A 12559-nucleotide genomic window follows, 5' to 3' on the forward strand; every position below is an offset into this window, starting at 1 on the left:
CGTTAAAACTTCAGTTCTTGGGGCTGCTGAGCAGTATGAGGGTGTACAGCGCCCGCATAGACTTTCAGCTTACGATACATGTCGCGACCCAGCGGGTTCTTAGGCAGCATGCCTTTGACCGCGGTCTCGATCACGCGCTCAGGGGCTTTAGCGATCAGCTTTTCGAAGTTGATCGACTTGATGCCGCCCGGGAAACCGGAGTGGGAGTAGTAGATTTTGTCGGTGGTTTTAGCACCGGTTACACGAATCTGCTCGGCATTGATAACGACGATGTAATCGCCGGTGTCAACGTGAGGAGTGTACTCAGCTTTATGCTTGCCACGCAGACGGCTCGCGATTTCGGTGGCCAGACGACCCAGGGTCTGACCTGCAGCGTCGACGACAAACCAGTCGCGCTGTACTGTTTCCGGTTTAGCAGTAAAAGTTTTCATTCTTTATAGCCTCAGGGGCCGCCCTGTAAATTAGACGGCGGATCTTACTGAATAGTGCGTACTTTGACAAGTCAAAGGCAGCCGGATACAGACGCTTTCGGGGGCTCGGGTCGGCGCGTCCGTTCAACGGCAAGATTCTTCGGCGGCGGCGCATCACTTCCACTGCAGAAAGAGGTGCGCAATTATGCAGATTGCGAAAAATATTTCAACCTGCTTTTATGATTGTTTTGCCCAAGGAGCACCTGATGGATTATCGACAGCTAGGCCGAACCAATCTGAACGTGAGCGCCATCTGCCTCGGAACCATGACCTGGGGCGAGCAAAACAGTGAAGCTGAAGCCTTCGCACAGATTGAACGGGCCAAAAGCGCCGGGATCAATTTCATCGACACCGCCGAGATGTACCCGGTACCACCGAAAGCCGAAACCTACGCCACCACCGAGCGCTATATCGGCAATTACTTCAAAAGCCGCGGTGATCGCGCCGACTGGATCCTGGCCAGCAAGATCGCCGGCCCCGGCAACACCATCGACTACATCCGCGACAAAAACCTGCGCCATAACCGCCAGCACATCACCGAAGCCGTGGATGCGAGCCTCAAGCGCCTGCAGACCGACTACATCGACCTCTATCAATTGCACTGGCCGGAGCGCAGCACCAATTTCTTCGGTCAACTGGGCTACAAACACAAGAGCGAAGCGAACCTGACCCCGCTGGAGGACACCCTCGAAGCGCTGGACGAACAGGTCAAGGCCGGCAAGATCCGCCACATCGGCCTGTCCAACGAAACACCGTGGGGCACCATGCGTTTCCTGGCGCTGGCCGAAGCCCGTGGCTGGCCGCGTGCAGTGTCGATCCAGAACCCGTACAACCTGCTCAACCGTAGCTTCGAAGTCGGCCTGGCGGAAATCGCCATCCGCGAACAGTGCGGCCTGCTGGCCTATTCGCCGCTGGCGTTCGGTTTCCTGTCGGGCAAGTACGAAGGTGGCGCGCGTCCGCCGAAAGGTCGCCTGAGCCTCTACAGCCGCTTCAGCCGCTATTTCAATCCACAGTCGGAAGCCGCCTGCAGCCGTTACGTGGCGCTGGCCCGCGAGCACGGTCTGGACCCGGCGCAAATGGCCTTGGCGTTTGTGACGCAGCAACCGTTCGTGACCAGCAACATCATCGGCGCGACGACGCTGGAACAGCTGGACAGCAACATTGCCAGCTTCGAGTTGAAACTTTCCGATGAAGTGCTGGCAGGGATCGAGGCGATCCACAAGGATCACCCGAATCCAGCACCGTAACCCGCACTTGTAGGAGCCGGCTTGCTGGCGATTGGGACAACGCGGTTACAGCCAAAACCGCGTCGCTTCAATCGCCGACAAGCCGGCTCCTACAGTGACCGCGCAATAATCTCCTTCATGATTTCGTTGGTGCCGGCATAAATCCGCTGCACCCGCGCATCCGCCCACGCCCGGGCGATCGGGTATTCCCACATGAACCCGTAGCCGCCATGCAACTGCACGCACTCGTCGAGCACCTTGCATTGCAGGTCCGTGCCCCAATACTTGGCCATCGCCGCCGTCGGCACATCGAGCTTGCCTTGCAGGTGCAACTCCAGGCAGCGATCGACGAAGACCCGGCCAATCTGGATCTCGGTCGCCATCTCCGCCAGCTTGAAGCGGGTGTTCTGGAAGTCGGCAATCGCCTTGCCGAACGCCTTGCGCTCGCGGGTGTATTCCAGCGTCCATTGCAGCGCAGCCTCAGCCGATGCCAGCCCGCCAACAGCAACCGTCAGACGCTCTTGCGGCAATTCCTGCATCAGATACGCGAAGCCCATCCCGGCCTGGCCCAGCAGGTTTTCTTTCGGCACGCGAACATCCTGGAAGAACAGCTCCGAGGTGTCCTGCGCTTTCATGCCGACTTTTTCCAGGCGCTTGCCCTTGGCAAAACCCGGCGTGTCGGCCTCGACCAGAAACAGGCTGGTGCCCTTCGCGCCGGCCTTCGGATCGGTCTTGGCCACGACAATCACCAGGTCCGCGAGATAGCCGTTGGTGATGAATGTCTTCGAACCGTTGATCACATATTCATCGCCATCGAGCACCGCCGTGGTTTTCACCCCTTGCAGGTCGGAACCGGCACCCGGCTCGGTCATGGCAATCGCGGTGACCATCTCGCCGGACACCAGTTTTGGCAGGTATTTGTGTTTCAGCGTTTCGCTGCCGTAATGCAGGATGTAAGGCGCGACGATGTCGGAATGCAGGGAAAAACCGATCCCGGTCAGCCCCAGACGCCCCACCTCTTCGATCACCACCGCACTGTAGAGAAAATCCGCTCCCAGCCCGCCGTACTCTTCCGGCAGGTGTGAACAGAGCATCCCCGCCTCCCCTGCCTTGTTCCAGAGTTGGCGGTCGATATAGCCTTGTTTTTCCCATTGCCCATGAAACGGCACGGCCTCTTTTTCGAGGAAGGTTCGCACGCTGTCGCGAAAAAGTTCGTGCTCGGAACTGAACAAGGTTCTGGGGATCATGCGGCACCTGTCGTTATTGTTAGAAGGAATAGACCTTCAGAGACTAAGCCTCGCTTCCGATACAGGACACTGGACACATCCGACAAAAAATAAGACGATCCAGCCGTCTGGTGACCACTTTCCCCTATAAGAATAAAGTTGAATTATGTCTAACCAAGTCTCCACGCCCTTGCGGCGCGTCAGCATCCTGGCTATCGACCGGGTTTTCGCTTCCACCCTCATGCAAGCCAAGGATTTCTTCCACCTGGCCAGTCTGCGTTACGGCAAACAACTGGGCCAGGGCCTGACACCGGCGTTCGAAACGCGCCTGGTCAGCCCCGACGGCAAACCGGTCAACAGCTTCAGCGACGTGATCATGCCGGTGGACGGCGGCCTGGAAAACGCTGACGTCATCATCCTCCCGGCGTTCTGGGACGATTTCGAAACCCTTTGCCAACGTTACCCACAGATCCTGCCGTGGTTGCGCCAGCAGCATGCGCGCGGCGCGGTACTGTGCGGAGAGGCCACCGGGGTGTTCTGGCTCGCCGAAGCCGGGCTGCTCGACGGCAAGGAAGCGACCACTTACTGGCGCTTCTTCAATGCCTTTGCCGAGCGTTTCCCGAGGGTTTATCTCAATCAGGACAAGCACCTGACCGACGCCGACAACCTCTATTGCGCCGGCGGCACCACGTCGGCGTGCGATCTCTATATCTATCTGATCGAGCGCTTCTGCGGCGCCAACGTGGCCCAGGCCGTGGCCCGCGACATTCTCTATGAAGTGCAACGCAGCTACTCGCCGGGACGCATCGGTTTCGGTGGCCAGAAGCTGCACCAGGACGTGATCATTCTGCAGATCCAGCACTGGCTCGAAGAGCACTTCGCCGACAAGTTCCGCTTCGAGGACGTTGCCCGCGAGCACGGCATGAGCATCCGCAACTTCATGCGCCGCTTCCAGACCGCCACCGGCGACAAGCCGCTGCATTACCTGCAACGCCTGCGCATTGAAACGGCAAAGGGCTTGCTGTCCGGCAGCCGCAAGAGCATCAAGACCATCAGTTATGAAGTCGGTTACGACGATGCGAGCTTCTTCGCGCGGCTGTTCCGCCAGCACACCGAGTTGTCGCCGAACCAGTATCGGCAGCAGTTTCAGCAAGCGGCGTAAAACCCCGCAAACCCTGTAGGAGCACAGCTCGCTGGCGATGGCGTCCTTGAGATAGCCATCGCCGGCAAGCCGTGCTCCTACAGGGGATCTGCAACGCACAAAAAAGGCCTGCAATTGCAGGCCTTTTTCATTTTCCGAAATTTCCTACGGCTTGTGAGCCCGGGACAGGAATTCGTGGGATTGCATTTCCAGCAGACGGCTGAGGGTGCGCTGAAACTCGAAGTTCAGGCGACCGCCGGTGTAAAGGTCTTTGAGCTCGACTTCGGCGGAAATGATCAGCTTCACGTTACGGTCGTAGAATTCGTCGACCATGTTGATAAAGCGTCGGGCGATGTCGTCGGTGGTGACGCTCATCTGCTCGACACCGCTGAGCAGCACGGCGTGGAAGATCTTGCCCAGTTCGATGTAATCGTTCTGGCTGCGTGGGCCGTCGCAGAGTTCGCGGAAGTCAAACCAGGCCACGTCATCGCAGGTGCGCAAGGCACGGATTTCGCGGTTCTCGATGATCAGCACATCATTCTCGATGGCCGCCGTGCATTCCGGCGTCAGCGCACGGAAGCTCTTGCGCAGACTTTCGTGAGACGCCTCATCGAGCGGGAAGTGGAACAGCTCCGCTTGCTCGAGGTGACGCAGACGATAGTCGACGCCGCTGTCGACGTTGACGATCTCGGTGTTCTGCTTGATCAGCGCGATGGCCGGCAGGAAGCGCGCACGCTGCAAGCCGTCCTTGTACAAACCGTCCGGGACGATGTTCGAAGTGGCAACCAGGGTCACACCGTTCTTGAACAGCTCTTCCATCAGCGTGCCGAGGATCATCGCGTCGGTGATGTCGGAAACGAAGAATTCATCGAAACAGATCACTCGCGACTCGTCGGAGAAGCGCTTGGCGATGATGGTCAGCGGGTTTTTCTCGCCACCGAGGGTCTTCATCTCTTCGTGCACACGCTTCATGAAGCGGTGGAAGTGAGTCCGGGTCTTTTCCTTGAACGGCAGCGCTTCGAAGAAGGTGTCGACCAGGTAAGTCTTGCCGCGACCTACGCCGCCCCAGAAATACAGGCCCTTGACCGGCGCCTGTTCTTTCTTGCCAAACAGTTTGCCGAGCAGGCCCGGTTTGTTCTGCGAGGCCGCGACCAGATCGTCGTACAGGCGCTGCAAATGGCGCACGGCGGTTTCCTGCGCGGCGTCATGGAAGAATTCCGGGCGTTTCAGATCAGCTTGATATCGTTCTAGGGGCGTCATAATTCGTTAGCAAGGCAACAAAAACGGGCCGTCACTGTAGCGATGGCCCGTGGGAATGGCAATCGGCCCTTGGTCGGACCGAGCCGTTGATTATTCCTGAACCGGCGTCAGCGCAATCCGCAAAGCGTCGATGGCAACGTCACGGGCCGCAGTGTCGGCGAACGCCGGGCTATCGGCCACGCATTCGCCTTCCAGCCAGACGCTGAAGCTCAGGTCTTGATTGCGCACGTCCAGAGGCTGGCCCGCTTGCAGTTGCTTGGTCACCTGGCCAGCGGTTTTACCGTCAGCAAAGTTGCGCGACAGCAGCAGTTGCTCGCCATCGGCCGCCAGCAGGCGGAAGCGGAAACTGCCGTCGTCTTCGCGGAAGCTGACAAAACGCGCAGCTTTCGCGGCTTTCTTCTTGGTGGTCGCCGCGACTTGCGTCTGGGCCACGAAAGAACGCAAGCCGACCGCTTCACGCAGCTCGTTGAGGAAAGGCGTCGCCACGGCACGGGCCTTTTTCGCACCGATTTGCAGGATGTCTTCCAGATCAGCCGGGCGTTCGATCAATTGGTGATAACGCTCGCGGGACTCGCCCAGTTCACTGTCGAGCAGTTGGAACAGACGATTTTTCGCCTCGCCCCAACCCAGACCCTGCAACAGTTCGCTGCGGAATTCGTCGGACTGCGCCGGGGTGGCAAAGGCCTGGAACAGCGTGAACAGGTGCGAATTGTCTGGATCTTTGGCTTCGCCCGGCGCACGGGAGTCAGTGACGATCCGCGAGATCGCGTCTTTCATCTCTTTGGCGCTGCTGAACAACGGAATGGTGTTGTCGTAGCTCTTCGACATCTTGCGACCGTCGAGGCCGGGCAGCGTCGCGACGCTTTCTTCGATCAGCGCCTCGGGCATGGTGAAGAACTCTTTGCCCTGGCCAAACAGATGGTTGAAACGCTGACCGATATCCCGGGCCATTTCCACGTGCTGGATCTGGTCACGACCGACCGGCACCTTGTGTGCGTTGAACATCAGGATGTCCGCGGCCATCAGCACCGGATAGCTGTACAGGCCCATGGTGATACCGGCATCCGGGTCTTCGCCGGTTTCGACGTTCTTGTCCACCGAAGCCTTGTAGGCGTGGGCGCGGTTGAGCAAGCCCTTGGCCGCAACGCAGGTCAACAGCCAGGTCAGCTCCGGGATTTCCGGGATGTCGGACTGGCGATAGAACGTCACGCGGTCCACATCCAGGCCACCGGCCAGCCAGGTCGCGGCGATTTCCAGACGCGAACGCTGGATGCGCAGCGGGTCATCGCATTTGATCAGGGCGTGGTAGTCGGCCAGGAAGTAGAACGAATCGGCATTGCTGTCACGGCTGGCAAGGATCGCCGGGCGGATGGCGCCGGCGTAGTTGCCCAGGTGCGGCGTGCCGGTGGTGGTGATGCCGGTGAGGATACGGGTACGAGTCGTCATGGGTAATCGCTTGTCAGACTTCAATCAATTCGAAAGACGCGGCAGGATCAGATCCTTGAGATCGGTCAGCTTGCCATGAAAAAAGTGTCCGCATTCTGCCACTTTCAGCAGCTCATGGGGACGATCGAGTTTCTCGGACCAGTCGTAGACGGCTTGCGGGTCAATGACTTCATCGGTTTCCGGTTGGATCAGGGTCAGCGGGCAGTTCACCGGCAGCAGGTTGTAACCATTGAGCCGGGTGACAGCAGCGGCCACCATGAACAAATGCTTGAGCTGTTCGCCCTGCGCTTCCAGGCGTCCGCCGAGACTTGCTGCAACAAAACCGCCGAAGGAGAAACCGAACAACGTCAGCGGCAAATCAGGATGTTTGGCGCGCAGCCATGCGGCCGCTGCCTGGGCATCGTCGACTTCGCCGGTCCCCATGTCGTGCGAGCCTTCGCTGGCACCGACGCCACGGTAATTGAAACGCAAGGTAATCAAACCGGCATCGCGCGCGGTGCGCTGCAGGGTCGAGACCACTTTGTTGAGCATGGTGCCGCCCTGCACCGGGTTCGGGTGGCAGATCAGCGCGATGCCGCGCGGCTGCTCGATATCCAGGTAAAGTGCTTCCAATTGCCCGACCGGGCCGTCAATCACTACAGGGGTTTCGCGCATAAGCAAGGAAGGAACTCCGTGACCTCGAATCGGGTCGACTCGTCTAGCAAATTGTCTGTGCCGATGTATTGCGAGTGAATCGCGGTATACAGCGCAGGTTCGAGCCGTTAACGTAAAGCAAAGCCGTTTATAGAGGAAGGACTCGTGGAACACTCGCTCTTAGTTTGGTTGTTGCCGACTCTTGCCCTGGTTGTGGGTGTCGCCATTGGATTCCTGATCGCTCGCCTGGTGCCGAACGCCGCGCCGAGCAGCACCCAACGTCAGCTGGATGACATTCAGGAACGTTTTGACAGTTATCAGAACGAGGTGGTTACCCACTTCAACAGCACTGCAAACCTGGTCAAGAAACTGACTCAGAGCTATCAGGAAGTGCAGGATCACCTCGCCGAGGGTGCCAACCGCCTGGCCCTGGACGAGCAAACCCGCCAACGCCTGCTGGCTTCGCTGCACGCCGACGCGGCAGCGGCCCCACGGGAACGCCTGACGCCACCGCGCAATCAGGAGCCGCCTCGCGACTACGCCCCCAAAGCCCCGAACGCGCCGGGCATGCTTGATGAGCATTACGGCCTGAAGAAGTAATCAGGTTTCGCGCGATACACAAAGCCCTCGGACGAGTGATTGTCCGGGGGCTTTTTTGTTGCTGATCCAATAGCCCCTTCGCGGGCAAGCCCGCTCCCACAGGGATCGCGTACCTATCAAGCGACTCGGTCACTGTGGGAGCGGGCTTGCCCGCGAAGGGGCCAGAACTGGCGACACAAAAAAACCGCCCGATCTGTTTAGGATCGGGCGGTTTTTTTTACGCCTGGGGTTCAGTCAGGTGGGTAAAGGGGCTGCGTTTACTGCTGTGGATACTCTTGACCCGGAATCGCCTTGAGGTTGACCTCGACGCGACGGTTCTGTGCCCGGCCATTGACGTCACCGTTGCTGGCAATCGGGTTATCCGGCCCGGCGCCGCGCGCCGACAGGTTGGCACCACTGACACCTTGGGACGTCAGGTAAGTCGCCACGCTCTGCGCACGACGCTGGGACAGGTCCATGTTGTGCTGACGGCTGCCGGTGCTGTCGGTGTAGCCAACGATTTCGATCTGGTTCTGGTTGAACTCTTTGAGCGAACCGGCCAGGTTGTTCAGCGGCTGATAGAAGCTGGAAGCGATGTTCGCCGAATCGGTGGCGAACGTGATGTTGCCCGGCATGATCAGCTTGATCTGATCGCCCTGGCGCTGCACTTCAACACCGGTGTTGGCCATGCTGGCGCGCAGCTTTTTCTCTTGCTGGTCGGCGTAGTAACCGTAACCGGCAGCCGAAGCACCCACTACGGCGGCGCCGATCAGCGCACCCTTGCCACGGTTATCGTGGTTGATGGCGGCACCGGCCAACGCACCCGCCAGAGCGCCGAGGCCGCCGTACTTGGCGGTTTTGCTCATGCCCGTGGAACCACCGTCGGCCTGCCCCTGGCTGCTGTCATATGGGTTGGGCGAGGCGCAGCCTGACAACAAGGCCACAGCCGTAGCGACAATAATCAAACGCTGCTTGGTGAACATGAAGAGCTCCTACTTTTTGCATTCTGGGATGCAACGGGTCTTAGGCATTGGTTCTTTGCGGGCGTTTGATCATTTCGGGCGCAGAAAATTCCGTCGATCCCCTTAAGCCCGCACAAAAGGGTTGTCGCGCATTTCATCACCCAGACGCGTATCCGGACCATGACCGGTCACCACCGTTGCGTCTTCATCAAGGGTGTACAGGCGCTGTTTGATCGAACGCACGATGGTCGCCTGATCGCCACCCCACAAATCCGTGCGCCCTACCCCGCGACGAAACAACGTGTCACCGGCAATCAGCAGCTTAGCCTCTGAAAACCAAAAGCTCATGGAACCCGGCGTATGACCTGGCGTGTGCAACGCCACGCCGCAACCGCAGGCGAGTTCTTCATCGTCGGCCAACCAGCGATCCGGCGATGGAACCGGCGTGTAAGGCACACCGAACATCTGGCATTGCATCTCCAGATTGTCCCAGAGGAACTGATCCTCTTTGTGCAAGTGCAGGGTCGCGCCGGTTTTCTCCTTCAACTGACCGGAGGCCAGGAAGTGATCGAGGTGCGCATGGGTATGGATGATGCTGACAACCTTCAGACCCAGGGCATCGAGCCGGGCGAGGATCAATTCGTGATTGCCGCCCGGATCGACCACGATGGCCTTCTTCGTCACCGGATCGCCGATGATCGTGCAGTTGCACTGCAACGGGCCTACGGGGAAGGTTTCGCGGATGAGGGTCGGTTGTTGGGACATCGGGGCATGCTCGATAAAAACGGGGACGGGGGATTTTCGCACACAATTGCATCCAGCCATTGACCGCCTGTGTATCGTCACACTACGTCAGCCCAACACTCCCAATGCCTTGGCCCGTGCCACCGCCTGCGTTCGCCGTTCAACCCCGAGCTTGCTGTTGATGTGGCTGGCGTGGGTTTTAACCGTGTGCAGGGAAATGAACAGCTGATCGCTGATTTCCTGGTTCGAGCAGCCTTGGGCAATGAGTTTCAGAACCGACAGTTCGCGGGAACTGAGTTGCTCGCAGGCTTGTGAGGGCTCCGGAGCAAGGCGCGCAGCGATAACGGGGAGTCGCTCCGACAGGCTCTGCGATACCGTCGCTTTCGCGCAGTTCTGCAGTTGCTCGCGAAGCCAGTCAGGGCATTTATTCAACAAGCCATCAAAAGGCTGCAGCGCGCCGCCACTGGCCGCTTCAAGGGCCTGAGCGAAGGACTGCCGGGCTTCAGGCTCGCGGTTGTGCGCAAGGAGCAGTTCGGTTTTTTGTGTCAGCGCCATCACACTGAGCAACTGCCGACCGGTTTGCTGACCATGCTCGAGTAACGCATTCAATCGCCCTTCGGCCAGCATCGGCTGCGCCTGAATGACCTCAAGCAAGGCCTGCTGCAACTCGATATGCAGTGGCAGTTGCGGATGGAATTCCGGCGGTGCCGCAGGCGTTTCGCCGTTGTAGGTCTGGCCCAGTCGTGCGAGCCAGGCTTCGGCCAGATCGGTGCGGCCCTGGGCCAGCCAGAGTTCGCATTTGACCAGGGTAATCATCGCCAGGTAGTAAATCGGCGGGACGTCCCAGATGTGCATCAGCCGTTCGGCTTCGGCGAGTTCGGCAAAGGCCTTGGCGAACTCGCCGCTGCTGCCTTCGAGCCGGGCAATAACGCAATGGCCGATCAGGACGCTGATGTCGCGACAGGCTCGGGCCTCAGTCAAACCGGCCTGCAAACGCAGCCGCGCGGTCTGTGGTTGCAGGCGCAGGGCCAGCAGAAATCCTTCGTACAAGGTCAATCGAGCGCGCACGGCATACAGCCGCTGCGGCGACAACCCTTGCAGGCGTTGCAGTCCCTGACGGACTTCGTCCAGCGAGCGCAGGATTTCCCCTCGCGCCTGCAACACGCGCGCCCGGTCGTAATGGGCCAGCGCTTCGAACAACGGATTGCCCACCCGTTGCGCCAGTTCAAGCGAGTCGCGGTTCAAACCACGGGCACGCCACAAGTCGCCGTCGGCAATGGCCAGGTTGGAAAGGGTCGAGAGACACATCAGGCGCTGGCCGTAGCGTTTCGATGGCAGGCTTTCCAGCGCTTCGGTGCAATACAGCAGCGTCAATTCGCGGTTGCCGCGCCCGCGGGCAATGATCCCGCTCAATGCCAGCCATTGCGCCAGCATGGATTTCTGCGCAGTGGCCGACGGCGCCGGCAGGAAGCGGCTCAGATGATTGGCCAACTCTTCGGCGGCGTCGAGCTGACAGGCCAGCCCCAAGGCCCAGCTGTAAAGCACGATCAACCGTGGCGTGCTGATCAGCAGGCTGTCGGGCAAGTCCATTTTCCAGCGCAGCAACATGCCGACATTCTGTTCCGCCAGCAATTGCTCTTCCGAAAGGTTCTGCACCAGGTTGGCCGCGACATCCAGATGCCCGGCGCGCAACGCCTGCTCCACCGCCTCATCGAGCAGGCCCTGGGCATTGAACCAGCGACACGCGCGCAGATGCAGGCTGGCTGCCGGCACCATCGCCTGTGAGGTTGGCCGGGTACGCAGCAGGTCGGAAAACAGATGGTGATAGCGGTACCAGTGGCCATGTTCGTCCAGCGGTACGAGGAACACTTGGTGCGCAAGCAGAAAACGCAGGATCTCGGCACTGTCATGCGCTTCGCGAACGGCATCGCACAGCTCGCTGCAAAAACGCTCTTGAGGGGCCGTGTCATAGAGGAACGACTGCACCTCGGCGGGCAGGCAATCGATGACTTCTTCAAGCAGGTAATCGCGAATCAGCCCTTCCCCACCGTGCAGGGACTGGGGTAACGCACCGTCGGAACCCGCTTCGGAAGCCGCCAGCAACCAGAAACGCAAGCCGGCAACCCAGCCTTCACTGCGCTGGATCAGGTTTTCCAGTGCTTCGCCACGCAACGAACTGCTGTGCCGATCGAGCAGGGTCAAGGCTTCGTCGTGGGTCAGGCGCAGATCCTGCTCATGCAACTCAAGCAATTGTCGCGACAACCGCAGCCGCGCCAGATGCCAGTCCGGACGCTGGCGACTGGTGACCATCACCAGCAAGCCGTCGGGAAGGTGATTGAGGAAAAACTGCAGGCAACGATCGAGCACCGGCCCCTGGGCCAGATGATAGTCATCGAGGACCAGCAGCAATGGCGCTGTCGGCAACAGGTGCACGGCCAACTCATCGAGCAAACCGTCCAGCCATTCTTCAAAAGCAAACGGCTGATGCCGCTGACGCATTTTCAGCAGCCCCAGAGACTGGCGGCCCAACTGCGGAAAAAAGTCCTGAAGGCCTTCGAGCAATCGCTCCAGAAAACGGCCTGGATCGTTGTCCCGCGGACTCAACCCCAGCCAGAGACTTTGCCAATGCGCCGGCAGCCCCTGACAGAACTCCACAGCCAATGAGCTCTTGCCAAACCCCGCCGGCGCGCTGACCAGCAGCAGCCGGCCACCGAGACCGGCACTGAGGCGCTCGCATAAACGAGGCCGCAGCACATGGCCGTCGGGCAGCGGAGGCCGATAAAAACGCCCGTCCAATGTTGCGACGGTAACGCTTGCATGGCCCGGGAGTGGGGACAGATCAGTCATGGCCGGCTCTTGTTTGAAATGCTGT

Annotated in this window: 11 protein-coding genes; 3 read left to right on the forward strand and 8 right to left on the reverse strand. The window is 59.7% G+C overall.

Annotation, left to right across the window (positions count from 1 at the left end; translation table 11 throughout):
- Positions 1-2 precede the first annotated feature (2 nt).
- Positions 3-431 carry a 50S ribosomal protein L13 gene (gene rplM, locus IB246_RS13260; protein ID WP_007905295.1) on the reverse strand — a complete coding sequence of 143 codons (429 nt, stop codon included), beginning with the start codon at positions 429-431 and terminating at the stop codon, positions 3-5.
- 245 nt (positions 432-676) lie between these two features.
- Between rplM and IB246_RS13265 the strand changes: the two genes are divergently transcribed.
- Entirely contained in the window at positions 677-1717 is a 1041-nt protein-coding gene (locus IB246_RS13265; RefSeq protein WP_008025952.1) for an NADP(H)-dependent aldo-keto reductase, read from the forward strand.
- An 89-nt stretch (positions 1718-1806) separates the two neighbouring features.
- Here IB246_RS13265 and IB246_RS13270 read toward each other — a convergent pair whose 3' ends face one another.
- Positions 1807-2943: an acyl-CoA dehydrogenase family protein gene (locus tag IB246_RS13270; RefSeq protein ID WP_008025951.1), complete on the reverse strand. Its 1137-nt coding sequence runs from the start codon at positions 2941-2943 to the stop codon at positions 1807-1809.
- Positions 2944-3187: 244 nt separating this feature from the next.
- On the opposite strand from IB246_RS13270, the gene IB246_RS13275 reads away from it, so the two are divergent.
- Entirely contained in the window at positions 3188-4084 is an 897-nt protein-coding gene (locus IB246_RS13275) for a GlxA family transcriptional regulator (RefSeq protein WP_177318159.1), read from the forward strand.
- A 144-nt stretch (positions 4085-4228) separates the two neighbouring features.
- Here IB246_RS13275 and zapE read toward each other — a convergent pair whose 3' ends face one another.
- The 3 genes from zapE to IB246_RS13290 all read right to left on the reverse strand — a co-directional run bounded on the left by zapE (position 4229) and on the right by IB246_RS13290 (position 7423).
- Complete coding sequence (gene zapE, locus IB246_RS13280) at positions 4229-5323, reverse strand: cell division protein ZapE (protein WP_008025947.1); 1095 nt, start codon at positions 5321-5323, stop codon at positions 4229-4231.
- Positions 5324-5413: 90 nt separating this feature from the next.
- Entirely contained in the window at positions 5414-6769 is a 1356-nt protein-coding gene (locus IB246_RS13285; RefSeq protein WP_008037280.1) for a tryptophan--tRNA ligase, read from the reverse strand.
- A gap of 24 nt (positions 6770-6793) precedes the next feature.
- Positions 6794-7423: an alpha/beta hydrolase gene (locus tag IB246_RS13290; protein ID WP_032832347.1), complete on the reverse strand. Its 630-nt coding sequence runs from the start codon at positions 7421-7423 to the stop codon at positions 6794-6796.
- Positions 7424-7567: 144 nt separating this feature from the next.
- On the opposite strand from IB246_RS13290, the gene IB246_RS13295 reads away from it, so the two are divergent.
- Complete coding sequence (locus IB246_RS13295; RefSeq protein WP_008025941.1) at positions 7568-8002, forward strand: YhcB family protein; 435 nt, start codon at positions 7568-7570, stop codon at positions 8000-8002.
- 257 nt (positions 8003-8259) lie between these two features.
- Here the strand turns inward: IB246_RS13295 and IB246_RS13300 are convergent, their stop codons facing one another.
- The 3 genes from IB246_RS13300 to IB246_RS13310 all read right to left on the reverse strand — a co-directional run bounded on the left by IB246_RS13300 (position 8260) and on the right by IB246_RS13310 (position 12534).
- Complete coding sequence (locus IB246_RS13300) at positions 8260-8964, reverse strand: OmpA family protein (RefSeq protein WP_008037276.1); 705 nt, start codon at positions 8962-8964, stop codon at positions 8260-8262.
- Between the two features lie 102 nt (positions 8965-9066).
- Entirely contained in the window at positions 9067-9708 is a 642-nt protein-coding gene (locus IB246_RS13305; RefSeq protein ID WP_008025937.1) for an MBL fold metallo-hydrolase, read from the reverse strand.
- Positions 9709-9795: 87 nt separating this feature from the next.
- Positions 9796-12534, reverse strand: coding sequence for a LuxR C-terminal-related transcriptional regulator (locus IB246_RS13310; RefSeq protein WP_008037274.1), 2739 nt, complete (start codon positions 12532-12534; stop codon positions 9796-9798).
- Between the last annotated feature and the right edge of the window lie 25 nt (positions 12535-12559).

Origin of the sequence: Pseudomonas sp. PDM01 (genome assembly GCF_014852325.1) — a bacterium.
GTDB classification, from domain to species: Bacteria; Pseudomonadota; Gammaproteobacteria; order Pseudomonadales; family Pseudomonadaceae; genus Aquipseudomonas; species Aquipseudomonas migulae.

Excerpts from the sequence above, each read along its gene's own strand:
- IB246_RS13270 (WP_008025951.1), bottom strand. The coding sequence starts at position 2,943 with ATGATCCCCAGAACCTTGTTCAGTTCCGAGCACGAACTTTTTCGCGAC.
- rplM (WP_007905295.1), bottom strand. The coding sequence starts at position 431 with ATGAAAACTTTTACTGCTAAACCGGAAACAGTACAGCGCGACTGGTTT.
- IB246_RS13290 (WP_032832347.1), bottom strand. The coding sequence starts at position 7,423 with ATGCGCGAAACCCCTGTAGTGATTGACGGCCCGGTCGGGCAATTGGAA.
- IB246_RS13285 (WP_008037280.1), bottom strand. The coding sequence starts at position 6,769 with ATGACGACTCGTACCCGTATCCTCACCGGCATCACCACCACCGGCACG.
- zapE (WP_008025947.1), bottom strand. The coding sequence starts at position 5,323 with ATGACGCCCCTAGAACGATATCAAGCTGATCTGAAACGCCCGGAATTC.
- IB246_RS13310 (WP_008037274.1), bottom strand. The coding sequence starts at position 12,534 with ATGACTGATCTGTCCCCACTCCCGGGCCATGCAAGCGTTACCGTCGCA.
- IB246_RS13265 (WP_008025952.1), top strand. The coding sequence starts at position 677 with ATGGATTATCGACAGCTAGGCCGAACCAATCTGAACGTGAGCGCCATC.
- IB246_RS13300 (WP_008037276.1), bottom strand. The coding sequence starts at position 8,964 with ATGTTCACCAAGCAGCGTTTGATTATTGTCGCTACGGCTGTGGCCTTG.
- IB246_RS13305 (WP_008025937.1), bottom strand. The coding sequence starts at position 9,708 with ATGTCCCAACAACCGACCCTCATCCGCGAAACCTTCCCCGTAGGCCCG.